Source organism: Haloplanus salinarum, assembly GCF_024498175.1.
GTDB classification, from domain to species: Archaea; Halobacteriota; Halobacteria; order Halobacteriales; family Haloferacaceae; genus Haloplanus; species Haloplanus salinarum.
In genome coordinates this window covers 2,913,899-2,929,978 of the sequence record NZ_CP101823.1, presented here as the reverse complement: position 1 = coordinate 2,929,978, position 16,080 = coordinate 2,913,899, and the positions used below count along the sequence as shown (strand labels likewise).

General features: G+C 68.7%; 15 protein-coding genes. 2 read left to right on the top strand and 13 right to left on the bottom strand.

All coding sequences use genetic code 11. The annotated features are described in order from the left end of the window. Positions 1 to 95: 95 nt before the first annotated feature. Positions 96 to 1,781 carry an aldehyde ferredoxin oxidoreductase family protein gene (locus NO364_RS15370; protein ID WP_157690045.1) on the top strand — a complete coding sequence of 562 codons (1,686 nt, stop codon included), beginning with the start codon at positions 96 to 98 and terminating at the stop codon, positions 1,779 to 1,781. Positions 1,782 to 1,880: 99 nt separating this feature from the next. Beyond that, positions 1,881 to 3,197, top strand: a complete 1,317-nt coding sequence (locus tag NO364_RS15365; protein ID WP_257627970.1) for an aspartate aminotransferase family protein — start codon at positions 1,881 to 1,883, stop codon at positions 3,195 to 3,197. 4 nt (positions 3,198 to 3,201) lie between these two features. Here the strand turns inward: NO364_RS15365 and NO364_RS15360 are convergent, their stop codons facing one another. The 13 genes from NO364_RS15360 to NO364_RS15300 all read right to left on the bottom strand — a co-directional run bounded on the left by NO364_RS15360 (position 3,202) and on the right by NO364_RS15300 (position 16,079). Beyond that, positions 3,202 to 3,675, bottom strand: a complete 474-nt coding sequence (locus NO364_RS15360; RefSeq protein ID WP_257627969.1) for a DUF6789 family protein — start codon at positions 3,673 to 3,675, stop codon at positions 3,202 to 3,204. 139 nt (positions 3,676 to 3,814) lie between these two features. Continuing rightward, positions 3,815 to 4,714: an ornithine carbamoyltransferase gene (gene argF, locus NO364_RS15355; protein ID WP_257627968.1), complete on the bottom strand. Its 900-nt coding sequence runs from the start codon at positions 4,712 to 4,714 to the stop codon at positions 3,815 to 3,817. After that, positions 4,711 to 5,775, bottom strand: coding sequence for a [LysW]-lysine hydrolase (locus NO364_RS15350; protein WP_157690049.1), 1,065 nt, complete (start codon positions 5,773 to 5,775; stop codon positions 4,711 to 4,713). The genes argF and NO364_RS15350 overlap by 4 nt, the downstream gene beginning before the upstream one ends. Positions 5,776 to 5,777: 2 nt before the next feature. Further along, the gene (locus NO364_RS15345; protein ID WP_257627967.1) at positions 5,778 to 6,899 is read right to left on the bottom strand and encodes an aspartate aminotransferase family protein; all 1,122 of its coding nucleotides are present in this window, start codon (positions 6,897 to 6,899) and stop codon (positions 5,778 to 5,780) included. Beyond that, positions 6,896 to 7,720, bottom strand: a complete 825-nt coding sequence (locus NO364_RS15340; RefSeq protein ID WP_157690051.1) for an acetylglutamate/acetylaminoadipate kinase — start codon at positions 7,718 to 7,720, stop codon at positions 6,896 to 6,898. Before NO364_RS15340 ends, NO364_RS15345 begins: the two co-directional genes overlap by 4 nt. A gap of 100 nt (positions 7,721 to 7,820) precedes the next feature. Continuing rightward, a complete protein-coding gene (argC, locus tag NO364_RS15335; protein ID WP_157690052.1) occupies positions 7,821 to 8,858 on the bottom strand; it encodes an N-acetyl-gamma-glutamyl-phosphate reductase in 1,038 nt (345 codons plus the stop codon). Then, on the bottom strand, positions 8,855 to 9,715 hold the full coding sequence (lysX, locus tag NO364_RS15330) for a lysine biosynthesis protein LysX (RefSeq protein WP_157690053.1): 861 nt from the start codon (positions 9,713 to 9,715) through the stop codon (positions 8,855 to 8,857). Before lysX ends, argC begins: the two co-directional genes overlap by 4 nt. Beyond that, positions 9,715 to 10,947 carry an argininosuccinate synthase gene (locus tag NO364_RS15325; RefSeq protein ID WP_157690054.1) on the bottom strand — a complete coding sequence of 411 codons (1,233 nt, stop codon included), beginning with the start codon at positions 10,945 to 10,947 and terminating at the stop codon, positions 9,715 to 9,717. Before NO364_RS15325 ends, lysX begins: the two co-directional genes overlap by 1 nt. Positions 10,948 to 11,208: 261 nt before the next feature. Further along, entirely contained in the window at positions 11,209 to 12,054 is an 846-nt protein-coding gene (cobA, locus tag NO364_RS15320) for a uroporphyrinogen-III C-methyltransferase (RefSeq protein ID WP_257627966.1), read from the bottom strand. Beyond that, complete coding sequence (locus NO364_RS15315; RefSeq protein WP_157690056.1) at positions 12,051 to 12,353, bottom strand: DUF6360 family protein; 303 nt, start codon at positions 12,351 to 12,353, stop codon at positions 12,051 to 12,053. The genes cobA and NO364_RS15315 overlap by 4 nt, the downstream gene beginning before the upstream one ends. Before the next feature lie 3 nt (positions 12,354 to 12,356). Then, positions 12,357 to 14,123, bottom strand: a complete 1,767-nt coding sequence (locus NO364_RS15310) for a nitrite/sulfite reductase (protein WP_257627965.1) — start codon at positions 14,121 to 14,123, stop codon at positions 12,357 to 12,359. 303 nt (positions 14,124 to 14,426) lie between these two features. Then, entirely contained in the window at positions 14,427 to 15,254 is an 828-nt protein-coding gene (locus tag NO364_RS15305; RefSeq protein ID WP_157690058.1) for a formate/nitrite transporter family protein, read from the bottom strand. A gap of 234 nt (positions 15,255 to 15,488) precedes the next feature. Continuing rightward, the gene (locus tag NO364_RS15300) at positions 15,489 to 16,079 is read right to left on the bottom strand and encodes a diacylglycerol/polyprenol kinase family protein (protein ID WP_257627964.1); all 591 of its coding nucleotides are present in this window, start codon (positions 16,077 to 16,079) and stop codon (positions 15,489 to 15,491) included. Position 16,080: the final 1 nt, after the last annotated feature.

Sequence of the window (16,080 nt, the reverse complement as noted above, 5' to 3'; positions counted from 1 at the left end):
CCAACATCGTGGCGTAACCTGTATTGTCTCCGCATCGAATAGGTTCGGGAGGACACACAACAACATTTATTGAGAGCACAGGACAGTATTCGAATATGATACACGACACCGGACCGCTACTGGCGCTCGACGTCGGGGAGCGCGAGGCGACGACGGCCGACATCGACACGATCCAGGAACGGTACATCGGCGGCCGCGGCGTGGCGACGCGTCTGGCCCACGAGCGCATCCCCTTCGACGCCGATCCGCTCGGTCCGGAGAACCGGCTCGTGTTCACGACGGGGCCCATGCAGGCCTCGACGATGAGCTTCACCGGGCGGATGAACTGTACGGGCATCTCGCCACTGACCGACGGTCTGCTGTCGAGCAACGCCGGCGGGTTCATGTCGCGGAACTTCGTGGACACGGGGTACGGGGCGGTCGAGATTGCCGGCCAGAGCGACGAACTGCTGGCGATCCACGTCCGCGACGACGGCGTCGAGTTCGAACCCGTCCCGGACCTCGCGGGGGCGACCGTCCCGGAGACGGTCGACTACCTCGAAGCCGAACACGGCATCGGCAGCGATCGGACGGCGGTGATCGGCCCGGCCGGCGAAAACGAGGTCCGGTTCGCGTCCATCATGACCTCCGAGGAGCGCGCCTTCGGCCGCGGCGGTCTCGGGGCGGTCATGGGCGCGAAGAACGTCAAGGCGATCACCGTCGGCGGCGACGCCGACCGCGGGATCGAGATCGACGCGACCCAGAACGAGGTCCACCGCGAGGCGGCGACGGCCGACGACATCATGAAACGGCAGGGGACCGTCGCGGTGATGGAGTTGGCGAACGAGGTCGAGGGACTCCCCTCCTACTACTTCTCCGAGCGACAGTTCGAGGGCGTCGACGGGATCGACGGCGCGGCAGTGGAGGAGAAGAAGTACAAGAAAGGCACCTGTTCGGCCTGTGCCTTCGCCTGCAAACTGCCGACGAAGGACGAGGCGGCGGGCGTCGAGACGGAGGGCCCGGAGTTCGAGGTGGCGATGGCCTTCGGCTCGAACTCCGGCGTCGACGACATCGTCGAGGTGATGAAGTCGAACGAGCTCTGTGACCGCTACGGGCTGGACGCCATCTCCGCGGGCAACACGGTCGCGGCCTACCTCGCCGCGAACGACGCGTTCGGCGACACCGACCTGATCCACGAGACCGTCGAGAAGATCGCCCGCCGAGAGGGCGTCGGCGACATCCTCGCGGAGGGTATCGACCGCGTCCACGACGACCTGGGCGTCGAGAACTGGTCGGTCAAGGGGATGGACTTCGCCGCCCACGAGGGCCGCGTCCTCCACGGCCAGGGGCTCTCGTACGCCGTCGCCAACCGCGGCGCCGACCACATGTACGCGACCTTCTACTCCGTCGAGTATCCGCTCGTCGACGAGGAGCAGGCCCTGGAGCCCTCGGGGACGCTCGGCAAGGCCGACACCCTCGTCCACCGCGAGAACCTGATGGCGCTCAACGACAGCGGCGTCGTCTGTAAGTTCTCCCGGTCGTACATGAACCCGGACCGCTACGAGCGACTGTTCGACGCCGACATGGCGGACCTGCTCGCGGTCGGCGACCGCGTCGTGACCCTCGAACGCCACTTCAACAACCAGCGCGGGTTCGACCGCGCGGACGACCGCCTCCCCTACGACCTCCCCGACCTCGACCGGGCGCTCGACGAGTATTACGACCGCCGCGGCTGGGAGGACGGCGTCGTCCCCGACGAGGCGCTCCCCGACGACTACGGCGCGACGGCCGTCGAGGGCTGACCTCGTTCGTATACGAACCTATTTTCACCCCGAATATTGGAGCATTATTCGAGAATGCTTAATTTAATGGGAAAGCGTCCACATAGCCACGGGTAACGGATGTCACAGGAGCACACATCGAGGACGACCAACGCGACGGTCGAAGCGCAGTACGAGGAGTACCTGATGCCGATCTGGAAGGAGCTGAACGTCCCGGTGCGGCGGGCCGACGGGTGGACCGTCGAGGACTTCGACGGCAACGAGTATCTGGACGTCTTCTCGGGCATCTCCGTGACGAACGTCGGCCACGGCAACGAGGCGGTCGTCGAGGCCGCCAAGGAGCAACTCGACGAGTTCGTCCACGGCTGTACGTACGTCCACCCCCACCAGCCCGCGGCGGAACTGGGCGAGAAACTCGCCGAGGTGACGCCGGGGGACCTGCAGAAATCCTTCTTCTGTAACTCGGGGACCGAGGCCGTCGAGGGCGCGATCAAACTCGCCCGCAAGTACACCGGCAACAAGGAAGTGCTGGCCCTGGAGATGTCGTTCCACGGCCGGACCCTCGGCAGCCTCGCGCTGACCGGCAACAAGGCCTACAAATCCGACATGGCGCCGACGATCAACGACGTCGCCCACGTCGCGCCGCCCTACGCCTACCGGTGTCAGCTGTGCGACGGCGGTCCCTGTTCGTGTGCCTGTGCCGAGGACGTCGAACGTGTCATCGACACGCACACCGCCGACGACCTCGCGGCGGTGGTCGTCGAACCGGTGATGGGCGAGGGCGGCATCATCGTCCCGCCGGAGGGGTGGCTCTCCCGGGTGCAGGAGATCGCCCACGACCACGGCGCCCTGTTGATCGTCGACGAGGTCCAGTCCGGCTACGGCCGCACCGGCGAGCTGTGGGCGTCGGACCACTTCGACGTCGTGCCCGACATCATGCCCCAGGCGAAGGGGATCGCCAACGGCCTCCCGCTGGGGGCCTTCACCGCTCGCCCGGAGATCGCCGACGCCTTCGAGTCCGGCGATCACCTCTCGACGTTCGGCGGCAACCCCGTCGCCTGTGCGGCGGCCCTCGCGACCATCGAGGAGCTACAGGGCGGTATCGTCGACGACGCCCGCGAACGGGGGGCGTGGCTGAGCGACCGCCTCGCCGACCTGGAGGCGTACGACGTCGTCGGCGAGACCCGCGGCCTCGGGCTGATGCAGGGGGTCGAACTCGTCGACCCCTCGGACACCGGCCCGATGGACGTCGCGCCCGCGCCCGATCCGAAACTCGCGAAACACGTCGGTCACCACCTCCGCGAGGCGGGCATCGTGATCGGCGTCGGTGGCTTCCACTCGAACGTCCTCCGGTTCCAGCCGCCGCTGACCATCCCCCGCGACGAACTCGAACGGACCGTCGCCGCTATCGAGGACGCCCTCGACGACTGGGACTGACAGTCTACACCGCGTCCTCGGTCGCCACGTAGACGGCGCCGAGGACGGCCCCGTAGACGGCGTGCCACAGGAGCGACGGCGGCGCGAAGTTGGGGAACGGTGGCGACGCGGGGGAGCCGACCGCGCTCAACCAGAGCGGCATGACTAGGGCCGCGAGACCGATCCACGTCGCGACGCCCCACGCGATGCCGAGGCCGACCCGCTTCGTCGGTGTCCGCACGCCGCTCATGTCGACCAGCGCCGCGAAGACCACACCCAGCACCGCCCCGTGGGAGACGTGGACCACCATGCCGAGTCCCGGACTCGGCGGCGGCGCCAGCGTGTACAGCGACGGTATCGCGACCGCCAGCGTCGGGGCGTTCATCGCGAGGACGAGCGCCCCCATGACCAGCGCCCCGGCGACCCCGCCGATGACGCCCGCCCGCCAGTTGCCGTCCAGTTCGCCGGTTCCGGTCGCGCTTTCGGTCTGTGTTGCCATGTCACACCACAGAACGAGCGGGAACAACCCCGTTCGGGGATCGGACGCGGGAGACACACGTCGCCGCCGGAGTTATGTCGACGGGGTACACAGGACAAGGGTTGGACAGTTGACTATTCGTCGTGTCGCCGGGGATCGGCTAGTCGAGCAGTTCGACCAACAGGCCGGCTTGTGCGTGCAGGCGGTTCTCCGCCTGCTGCCAGATCAACTCGCGGTCGCTCTCGATGACGTCGTCGGTGATCTCCTCCCCGCGGTGGGCGGGCAGGCAGTGCATCACCTTGGCGTCGTGTCCGGCGAGCAGGTCCGCGTTCACCTGGTAGCCCTCGAAGGCCGACAGTTTCTCCTCGCGGACGTCCTCCTCGCCCATCGACACCCACACGTCGGTGTAGACGACGTCGGCGTCGGCGACGGCCGTCTCGGGGTCGTCGACGACCGTCGGCGCGGTCCCGAGTTCGGCCGCGCGGTCCATCACGCCCGCGTCGACGCCGTAGGACGGCGGGGTCGTGACGGTACACTCCAAGTCGGCGAGTGCCGCCCCGAGGACGAAGGACTGGGCGACGTTGTTGCCGTCGCCGATCCAGGCGACGGTCACGTCGTCGAACCCGCCGAACGCCTCGCGGATCGTCAGCAGGTCCGCGAGCGTCTGACAGGGGTGGGCGTCGTCGGTCAACCCGTTGACGACGGGCACGTCGGCGTACGCCGCCAGTTCCGCCGCGTCCGCGTGATCGAACAGCCGCGCCATGATGGCGTCGGCGTAGCCCGCGAGCGCGCGGGCGGTGTCTTTCACCGGCTCCCCCCGCCCGAGGTGGATGTCGTCCGGGCCGAGGAAGATGGCGTGGCCGCCGAGCCGCGTCATCGCCGTCTCGAAGGAGGTGCGGGTGCGTGTGCTCGGCTTCTCGAACACCATCGCGAGCGTCCGCCGGCAGAGGTCGGTGTCGTCCTCGCCGGCCTTGATCGCCGCCGCGCGGTCGAGCACCGTCTCCAGTTCCGCGGCCGTGAGGTCGTCCACGTCCAGCAGGTCGGTCGTCTCGACACTCATGCCTCTCCCTCCGTGAGCCGCTCGCAGACGTCGAGCAACACGTCGACCGACCGGTCGTACTCGGAGAGCGGAAGGTGTTCGTCGGGCGCGTGATCGAGGTCCGAGTCGCCGGGACCGTAGGTGACCATGGGGCAGTCCCACGCCGACGCGAAGACGTTCATGTCGGCCGTCCCGGTCTTGCGCAGGAGCCGCGGATCGCCGCCGGCCTCACGGATGGCCGCCCGAAACGCCCGCGCCACGGGCGTCCGCGGGCTCTCCATCACCGGCGGGACCCGGTCGTACCAGTGGACGGTGCCCGCGTCGAGTTGGCCGTCGGCCATCTCGCGGACGTCGTCGACGGTGTACTTCGGTGGAACCCGGAGCTGGATCTCCATCGTCGCCTCGACTGAGAGGCCGTCGACGCTGGCGCCCCCCTCGAACGACGTGGGCTTGCAGGTGACCCGCTCGAAGACGGGCAGATACTCGTCGGGGTCGAACTCCGCCTCGACCCGCGACCACCAGTCCATCGCGTCCTGGATCGCGTTGTTCTCCGGGCGCGAGGTGTGGCCCGACTCGCTGGTGGCGACGTACGTCCCCGCCAGCAGGCCGCGGTAGCCGAGGGTGATGCCCGTCCAGCCGCTCGGCTCGCCGTTGACGACCGCGCCGGGTTCCGGCCGGTCGCTCTCGATCACGTGTCGGGCGCCCCGGGAGTCGACCTCCTCGCCGACGACGCCGAGGAAGCTCACGCCCGTCTCGACGGCCGCGACGGCCATCGCCGCCAGCGACCCGGTCGCGTCGACGCTCCCGCGCCCCCACAGCGCCGGCTCGCCGTCCGTCGACGTGACCTCGACCGGGATGTCACCCGGCACCGTGTCGATGTGGGAGGTCAGGAGGACGGCGTCGTCCCCCGGGGCGTGGACGTTGCCCACCTCGTCGATCCGAACCTCGCGGCCGTGGGCCTCGAAGAAGTCGACGAGGCGCCGGGCCGCGGCCTCCTCCTCGCCCGAGGGCGACGGGATCTCGACTAGGTCGACGAGGAGCCGTTGGGCCGCGGTCAGTTCGGTCCCGTCGGTCTCGCTCACGGTCACAGTACCGCCTCCAGGGCCTCGACCATCCGATCGGCGTGGTCCTCCTCGACGATCAGCGGCGGCAACAGCCGGAGGACGGTCCGCCCGGCCGGGAGCGCGAGGATCCCCTCCTCCAGCGCCAGGTCCCGCAGGAGGCGGTTCGACCCCCGCTTCACCTCGACGCCGATCATCAGCCCCTCGCCCCTGACGTCACGGACCGGGAGGTCCGCTGCCTCGATCGACTCCATCAGGTAGCTCCCCACGTCCGCGGCGTGGGTCGGGAGGTCCTCCTCGACGACGACGTCGAGGGTGGCGTTGGCGGCCGCACAGACGACGGGGCTGCCGCTGAACGTCGACCCGTGTTCGGGGTCGGCGTCGGCGATCCAGTCCGCACAGACCGTCGCGCCGAGCGGCAGGCCGCTGGCGACCCCCTTCGCGGTCGTGAGGATGTCGGGAGCGACGTCCGCGCGGTCGCAGGCCCACAGCGTTCCGGTGCGGCCGACGCCGGTCTGGATCTCGTCGAAGACGAGGGCGGCGCCGGCCTTCCGCGTAACCGAGCGTGCCCGCTTCAGGTACGACGGGGGGGCAGGGTGGATGCCGCCCTCGCCCTGGATGGGCTCCAGGAAGACCGCCGCCGTCTCCTCGTCGACCGCCTCGGCGAGTTCCTCGCCGTCGCCGTAGGTGACGAACTCGATCCCGCCCGCGAGCGGTTCGAACGGCTTCTTGTACTTGTCCTTCCAGGTCATCGCGAGGGCGCCGAGCGTCCGGCCGTGGAAGCCACGGCGGGTGGCGACGATCTTTTCCCGCCCGGTGGCGTTGCGGGCGAACTTCATCGCCGCCTCGTTGGCCTCGGTGCCCGAGTTGCACAGCCAGACGTTGTCGAGGCCGGGCGGCGACACCGTCGCCAGCTTCTCGTACAGCGTCGTCCGGGCCTCGACCGGATACGATGCCTGGACGTACAGCAGGTCCTCGGCCTGCGATTTCACGGCGTCGACGACCCGCGGGTGACAGTGACCCACGGCCGCGACGGCGTAACTCGCGCCGAAGTCGAGGTATTCGGTCCCGTCGTCGGCGTAGAGGGTCGCCCCCTCGCCGCGTTCGATCCCGATCGGCTTCTCCGAAAAGACGAATCCGCTCATGTATTCTCCAGTGCGCTCGCGTGGATATGTGTCCCGCCGTCGCCGAGCGCGTCCGTCACGGGCGCGTCGGCGTTGGCGTCGGCGACGACCACCTCGGACGCCCCCGATTCGAGGGCCTCCGTCGCGGCCATCACCTTCTTGGTCATGAACCCCTCCGCGGCGTCGGTCAGCGCGTCGTACTCCGCGGGGGTGGTCACCGAGTCGATCAGCGTCGACGGGTCGTCGGGGTCGGCGTACACGCCCGCGACGTCCGTGAGGACGACCAGCCGAGCGCCGAGCGCGCCCGCGACGGCCGCGGCCGCCCGGTCGGCGTCCGTGTTCACCGCCACGCCGTCGTCGGCGAGCATCGGCGGGCCCGCGACGGGCGTGTATCCCTCGCCAAGCAGCGACTCCAGCAGGCCGGCGTTCACCGACTCGATCCGCCCCGAGTGGTCGCCGCGCTTGATCTTCTTCTTGCCGTCCTCCACCACCCGCACTGCGGACTTCCGGGCGCCCGTGAGCAGGCCGCCGTCGACCCCCGAGAGGCCGACGGCGTCGACGCCCGCCGCGCGGAACGCCGCGACGAGGTCGGTGTTGACTTTGCCCATCGCCATCGTGAACGCCTCCATGGTCGCCTCGTCGGTGAAGCGGCCGACCACGCCGTCCGGCGTCTCGACGTACGTCGGGTCGATGTCGAGGCGATCCAGCAGGTCGTCGACCGCCGTGGAGCCGCCGTGGACGACGGCGACGGGTTCGCCCGTCTCGACCAGGTCGGCCACGTCGGCGACGGCGCCGGCCGGATCGACCGCCTTCGCACCCCCGATCTTGACGACGACGGTCACGCGAGGCACCTCCGGTGGCTCGCGTGACGCTGGAAGGCGCAGCCCGCGGAGCGGCGAACGGCGGCGCCGTGAGCCCGCGAGCAGGAACGTCTTTCTGAAGTCATGGCGCGCCCACGGGGTGGAGTCCCTGGAACGCTAGCCCTGCGGTCTCCTCGATTCCGAGGGCGACGTTCGCGGCGTGAACCGCCTGTCCGGCCGAGCCCTTCATCATGTTGTCGATGGCGGAGAACACCACCACCCGTTCGTTCCCGGGGTCGATCTCGAACCCGACCTCGCCGTAGTTGGTACCGGCGACCGCCTTCGGTTCGGGGTAGCGGTAGACGCCGCCACCGCCGGCGACGGTGCGCATGAACGGCTCGTCGCCGTAGCTCTCGCGGTAGGCGCTCCACATGTCCTTCTTCCCCACCGGCCCGTCCGGGAAGACGTGACAGGTCGCGGCCGCGCCGCGGGTCATGTCGACCGCGTGGACGGTAAAGGACACGGAGAGTCCGAGGAACTCCTCGATTTCGGCCTCGTGACGGTGGCTCGTCGGGGCGTACGGGCGGACGATGCCGGACCGCTCGGGGTGCGAGGAGGCCGCGCCGCCGCCCGCACCGCCCTCCGAGGAGCCGACCTTCACGTCGACGACGACGTCCTCGTCGCCCGAGAGGACGCCCGCGTCGAAGAGGGGCTTCAGTCCCAGGATGGTCGCCGTCGCGTTACAGCCACCGGAGGCGATCAGGTCGGCGCCGGGGAGGTTCTCGCGGTTGAGCTCCGGCAGGGCGTACTCGGCGTCGGCCAGTAGCTCCGGCCGGTCGTGGCCGTCGTACCACTCGTCGTACTGCGTCTCGCTCCCCAGCCGGAAGTCCGCGCTCAGGTCCACCACGGTGTCGGCGGCGTCCCGGAAAGCGTCGATGCGCTCCATCGAGACGCCGTGGGGCGTCGCCGCGAAGAGCACGTCGACGGGTTCGAGTTCCGACGGGTCGGTAAACCGGAGGTCCATCCCCCGGAGGTTGGGGTGCTGGTGGCCCACCGTCTTGCGCTCGTAGCTCCGGCTGGTCGCCTGGACAACCTCGAACTCCGGGTGGCCGTCGAGCAGGCGGAGGAGTTCGCCGCCAGTGAAGCCGCTGCCGCCGACGACGCTCGCGGTGTAGCTCATGCCGTCGCCTCCTGCCGGGCCTTCCCCTCCAGCCAGTCGACGATGGCCGCGGGCACGTCGAAGTCGACACAGGAGTCGAGCGCCTTGAACTCCACCGTGTGGTTCACCTCGTGGACGGTGTAGGAGTCGCCCGTCTCCATGAGGTCGACGCCCAGCAACCCGCCGCCGACGGCGTCGGAGGCCCGCTTCACGAGGTCGGCCACCTCGTCGTCGATTTCGAACTCGTTGACCTCGCCGCCCTTCGCGGCGTTGGTCAGCCAGTGGTCGGAACTGCGGGTCATCGCCGCGACGGGCTCGCCGTCGGTGGCGACGACGCGGATGTCCCGCCCCGGCTTCTCGACGAACTCCTGGATGTAGAACACCTTGTGTTCGTAGTGGCCGAGGGTGGCCTTGTGTTCGAGGATGGCCTCGGCGGCGCTCCGGGAGTCCACCTTGGCCATCAGGCGGCCCCACGACCCGATCACCGGCTTGAGCACGCAGGGGTAGCCGAAGTCCTCGATGGATTCGAGGGCGCTGTCGGTGGTGAAGGCGACGTCGGTGTTGGGCGTCGGCACGCCCGCGGCCTCCAGGACGAGGCTGTTTTTCACCTTGTCGGCACACAGCTCCGCGGTGTCGGCCGCGTTGACCACGGGCACGCCGTAGGCGTCCAGGAAGCGCGTCACGTAGCGGCTCCGGCTCGTCGCCAGACACCGGTCGACCGCGATGTCGATGTCGTCGAACGTCTCGGGCGCGTCGCCGATGTTGAACCGCTCCTTCCGGACGTCGATTTTCGTCACCTCGTGGTCGCGGTCCCGAAGCTCCGAGAGCAGGAGCTTCTCGTCCCGCCTGATCCGCGAGTACAGCAGGCCGACGTGCATCACTCCTCGCTCCAGTCCGCGCCGTCGGTCACCGCTTCGGTTCCCTCGCCTTTGACCTTCGCCAGTACCTTCGCCGCCATGCGCTCCTGGAAGCCGTGGTACTTCGCCACGCCCGTCGCGTCGTTCTGCGTGATGTCGCCCACGTCCTCCGTGTTGAAGGAGGCGAAGGACTCGTCGTAGACGGCGTACTCGCTGTCCCGGCCGACCGGGCGGGCCTGCCCGCCCTCGAACCGGATCGTCACCGTGCCGGTGACGCGGGTCTGGGTCTCGTCGATGAAGCCCTCGAGTGCCCCCATCAGGGGCGCGTCGACCAGCCCCTCGTAGCCCTTCTGGGACCACTCGTCGTCGACGAGTTTCTTGAAGTCGCGCTCCTCTTTCGTGAGCACCAGGCTCTCCAGGGTCTCGTGGGCGTTCAGGAGCGTCGTCGCCGCCGGATGCTCGTAGTTCTCGCGTACCTTCAGCCCGAGCATCCGATCCTCCATCATGTCGGTGCGGCCGACGCCGTACTCGCCGGCCACCTCGTTGAGGTGGTCGATGAGCGCGACGGGGTCCATCTCCTCGCCGTCGACGGCGACGGGGTAGCCGTCCTCGAAGGTGATCTCGACTTCCTCGCTGTCGCCCGCGGGCGAGCGCGTCCAGTCGTAAATCTCCTCGCCCGGGACGTGACCGGGCTGTTCGAGGTCGCCGCCCTCGATCGACCGGCTCCAGAGGTTCGTGTCGATGCTCCAGACGCCCTCGTTGCCGGCCTCGACCGGCAGGTCCTTCTCGTCGGCGTACTCGATCTCCCACTCGCGGGTCAGGCCGAGTTCGCGCACGGGCGCGATGACGTCGAGGTCGGAGGCGCGCCACACGGCCTCGAACCGCAACTGGTCGTTGCCCTTCCCCGTACAGCCGTGGGCCACGGCGTCACAGTCGTGTTCCTGGGCCACGTCGAGGATGGCCTCGGCGATGACCGGCCGCGCGAGTGCCGTCCCGAGCGGGTAGCCCTGGTAGGTGGCGTTCGCCCGGACGGAGTCGAGACACACCGACGCGAACTCCGCCTTGGCGTCCACGACGTACTGTTCCAGGCCGAGCGCCTCGGCCGTCTCCTCGGCCTCGGCGAACTCCGCTTCGGGCTGGCCGACGTCGACCGTGACGCCGACGACTTCGTCGTACCCCCACTCCTCCTCCAGGAGCGGGACGCATACTGTCGTGTCGAGTCCGCCGGAGAACGCGAGTGCCACACGTGTCATTACCGGCGACTTCGCCCTTGTCGGACTTATATTCTGCGTTTTTATTATCGAAATTAAATGAGAAACGGGGCGCTCACGGACGCGATGTCTGGAAATCGGAACGCGGGACTGGAGAAGTGTAGTAGGTGGGCCTAACGGCCCAGTCGTCGCGGTCGGCGGACTGCGGACGTGGGGCAGACGGGTTCGGACGTACGGGACTCCGTCCGGTCCATTGTCGGAATACAGCCCGTCTCGGTACTAATACCTTGCGAACCGCCGGCGTCACTCCGTCGGAACCGCCGGGTCGTCGACGGCGTCGGCGGAACGGACGGTTCCGGCCGCCCGCAGGGCGTCGGCCACCCGGTCGCGGACCGACACCACGTCGCCGACGACGGTGACGGCCGGGGGATCGATCCCCACCCCCTGGGCGCGGTCGGTGATGGTGTCGAGCGTTCCGGTGACGGCGAACTCGTCGGGTCTGGAGGCGCGTTCGACCATGGCGACGGGCGTGTCGGGGGCGACGCCGCCCGCGCGGAGCGCCGCCACGTTGTCGGGGAGGCGGCCGACGCCCATGAGGATCACCAGCGTCCCGCCGGCGGACACCGACCGGGCGAGGGCGTCCCAGTCGAGGGCGCCCTCCTCTTTGGTCGGGTCCTCGTGACCCGTCACGACCGTCAGGCTGGACGCGTGGTCGCGGTGGGTCGCCGGGACGCCGATCAGGCTCGGCCCGGCGACGGCGCTGGTGATCCCCGGCACCACCTCGAACGGAATCCCCGCCGCCGCGAGGTGTTCGGCCTCCTCGCCGCCCCGACCGAACACGTAGGGGTCGCCGCTTTTGAGCCGCACCAGGTCGTCGCCGGCGGCCGCCCGCCGGACCAGCAGGTCGTTGATCGCAGCCTGTGTCGTCCGCTCGCCGTCGCCCCGCTTCCCGACGTCGATCCGCTCGACCGACGCCGGCGGCAGGTCGCGGATCGCCTCGCTCACGAGCGAGTCGTAGAGCACGGCGTCGGCGTCCTCGAGGAGCCGCCTTGCCTTCACCGTCAGGAGGTCCGGATCGCCCGGCCCTGCGCCGACGAGGGACACCGTTCCGGGCTGCATCCTTCGCCCCCCGCCGACGGCGTCGGTCATCGGCCGCGCCCTCCCGGGACGTCCTCGCCGGCCTCGGCGTTCGCCGCCTTGCGTTCCAGTTCGGCCGCGAGGCCCCGGGCCTGCTCCGGCGACAACGACAGGTGGTCCGCGTGGGGGGCGACGTGTTCCAGATCCGACCCGTCGAACTCCATCCGGAGCCTGACGGTCCCCGGCGCCTCGTCGGGGCGGTCCACGTCGACGACGGCCGCGGACGCGTCGCTCCAGTCCGGGCCGACGGCCTTTCCCGACACGAAGTCGAACGTCGTGTACGCGGTCACGTCGAGCAGTCTGATGGGCATCGGTCAGTCCGAGGTGATCGGCACGTCATCGACGGTGGTCGGTGCCGGACTCTCCCCCTCCGCGAACGGGTACCACGTCTGCTTGGCGTCGTGCATGTACGGATCCTCGTAGGTGGTCTCGGTCGGCTCACAGAGGTCGACGACCGACTCGGTGCCGAACGACTCCACCCACTCGCGGAAGGTCTGCCCCTCCTCGCGGTGGGCCGCGAACGCACCGATCAGACTCCGGATGGCGCCCGGCACCTCGTCGGCGGGCACCCGCTGGCTGACCCACTCGACGAAGCCGGGATGGGGACCGAGGCCGCCACCGACGCCGATGTCGAGCGCCTCGACGATGTCGCCGTCCTTCTGGGCGCGCATCCCCTGCAACCCGATGTCGGCGGTGTAGGCGTGCCCGCAGTCGGCGGTACAGCCGGAGTAGTGGATCTTGATCGTCTCCACGTCGTCCGGCACCTCGACGTTCGCGTTGAGCCAGCGGAGGATCCGCGTCAGGCGCAGTTTCGTCTCCGTCAGCGCGATGTCACAGAACTCCGTACCCGTACAGGCCATCCCGCCGCGGTCGAACGGCGTCGGGTTCGGCTGGTGGGTCTCGAGGAGCGGTTCGGCCAGCAGGTCCTCGAGGGCTTCCTCCTCGACGTCCATGATGAGCGGGTTCTGCCGACGGGTGAGCCGGATCTTCCCGGAGCCGTACGCCTCGGCCACGTCGGCGAGCGCGATGGTCTCCCGGGCGGTCATCCGCCCGACGGGGACGCTCAGGCCGACGTACTTCCGCCCGTCGGGCTGGTCGTGGACGCCCACGTGGTCGGATTTCCCCGCCTCGGGGGGCCGCCCCGCGTTGTAGGTGTACTCCTCGCGGACGTTCCGCCCCGCCCGCCGGAGGTCGACGTCGACGTACTCCTCCTGCAGGCGTTCCCGGATGGCCGCCGTCCCCTCGTCGTCGACGAAAAACCGGCTCCGGTTTTTCTGTCTGTTGTCACGGCGCCCGTGCTCGTAGTACAGTTCCACGAACCCGCGGATCACGTGGTAGGCGTTCTCCCGCGTGACGAACACGTCGAGGTCCCGGGCCTTGCGGGGTTCGCGCCCGCCGAGGCCGCCGCCGATCCGGACGTTGAACCCCGTCACGACCTCGCCCGCTATCTCCTTCTCGGCGGGTTCGAGGCCGATACCGTTGATCGCGTCCTGGGCACACCCCTCGCGACAGCCCGTGACGCTGATGTTGAACTTCCGGGGCATGTTCGCGAGCTCGTCGTCGCCACGGAGGTCCTCCTGGAGGCGCTCCAGCAGCGACTGCGTCTCGATCACCTGCTCCTCGTCTTTCCCCGCGACCGGACAGCCGACGATGTTGCGCATCGTGTCGCCGCCCGAGGACCGCGTCGTCACGCCCACGGACTCCAGCTTCTCCCAGATGGCCGGGACGTCCTCCAGGTTGATCCAGTGCAGTTGGATCGACTGTCTGGTCGTCAGATCGATCCAGGCGTCGCCGAACTCGGGGTTCTCGACCGGGCCGGTGGCGTAGTCCCGAGCCACCTCGCCGATAGCCCGGAGCTGTTCGGCGTTCAGCTGTCCGTTCGCGTTCGTCAGCCGCAGCATGAAGTAGCTCTCCTGCCCGCTCCGCTGGTGGAAGACCCCCCAGAACTTGAACCGGGAGAACCACATGTCGCGTTCGTCCTCGGGGATGGACTCCCACCCTCTCTCGGCGAACTCCAGGAGCTTCTCGCGGACCTCGTCGCCGTACATCCCCTCCTTCCACGTCTCCTTCTTGCTACTCATCGCGACCACCGAAGTTCGGAGTTCGTCCAAATTCACGTGTGTTACGGCCTGAAGATTCAATATTTCGCACAGGAGAGTATCTGTTGATGGCGATGTATAAGCATAACCGTTTATATTCTTGTATTAGGGGCCATCTCGACGGATGGATGTCCGGTTTATTATGGAATACCCGGGATATAAGGTTGTATTCTGTCCAGAAAAACCGACTCAGTTCGACGTACGTTCATCGTATTTGCGATCCGAACGCGGTTCGCCCGCCGGTTCGGGACCGGCGATGCGTGCGCGGTGCGCGCCGAAGACGGATCAGTCGTCGTCGGCGCTACTGAACGTCGACACCGACGTCGAACCGCTCGGCAGTTCGAGCTTGTAGGACTCGCTGATGTACCAGTAGGCACCGCCCATCATGACGACGCCGGCGAAGGCGTTGCCGGCGGTGACGATGGAGATGTTGTAGAGCCACCCGCTCCAGGACACCGCCGCCGTGGAGTGCGGCAGGAGGTTCGCGAGCGTCAGGACGGTCATGTTGGCGACGCTGTGTTCGAACCCCGCCCCGATGAACGCCAACAGACACCACCAGACCATCACGAGTTTCGCGACGGCGTTCTCCAGCCGGAAGTTACACCAGACGGCCAACACGACGAGCCAGTTGCAGAACACCGCCTGGATGAACAGCTCCAGCGGCGACAGTGTCATCTTGTTCGCCGCAACGTCGACGACGAGCGACGAGTCGGCGAACACCCCACCGTAGACGGCCATCGCCGCCACGAGGACGGAGCCGAAGAGGTTGCCGACCCACGAGTACGTCCACACCCTGCCGAGGTCGCCCCAGTCGGTCCGCCCCGACAGCGCGCCGACGCCCATGATCATCGCGTTCCCGGTGAACAGCTCGGAGCCGGCGATGAGCACGAGACTGAGGGCGAGCCCGAAGGTCGCGGCCATCAGGATGCCGCTGAGCGGTTCGAAGACCGTCCCCAGCAGCCCCGTCCCCAGCACGAAGACCAGAACGATGGCGATGCCGATGTACGCCCCCGCCATCGCCGCGTGGACGAGATACGCCGGAAGACGCTTCTCGATCAACTCGATCTGTGCCGCCGCCGCGTCGCCGATGTCCGCCATCTCCTCGTCGTACATCGCGGCTCACCGCCCCCTCGGCGACACGCCGACCGCGCGTTTCGACCGGTTCGCCTCGGAACCGTCGCTGTCTCCAAACGAACGGGCACCGGAAGGCCAAGAGAAGTTCACGTTCTCCATCTGTATCCGTACTCGAAATTCGAACGTCCACATATAACTCTATCTATTCGTCATATTATCTTTTCTAAGGTGTATAATGGTGTGCGTGCAGGGCGGCGGCCCACGGTGGGGGCCCTACGCGCCGAACCGCAGGACGAGCCAGATCCCCAGGCAGGCGGCCGGGGGGATGGTGATGTTGTCGTCGACGACGTAGCCGGCGACGACGGGGGTGTAGCCGTCGGCGACGGTGGCGCCCGCCGCGCCGACGGCCGCGGCCAGGGCCGCCGTCGGGGGCGCCACCGTCCGGACCAACACGAGCGTCCCGAGCGCGAAGCAGACGGCGAACATGGCGGCGACGACCCCGGCGCGTTTGGCCCGCCCCGCCTCGTTCGAGCCGAGGAGGCCGCTCACCGGATCGCCGAGCGCGAGCATGAGCATCCCGGGGACCGCGACCGGCGGGTCGAAGACCCACGCGACGGCGGTCATGCTGAACATGTAGAGGGCGTAGCCGGCGACGTTGTCCCGTTCGTACTCCCGGGTGAGCGTCTCGTAGACGGCCCAGTCCAGGCCGATCAGGAGCCGCACCGCCTCCAGTATCGCGGCGACGGCGGAGCCGACGACGAGGAGGTAGCCGACGGTCCGCCACGCCGCGAGGTCCAGCAGGTACAGCGCCGGGAAGCCGACGCCGCTGGCGTGGACGGCGCGCCGCCGGAGTTCCCCGCCCATC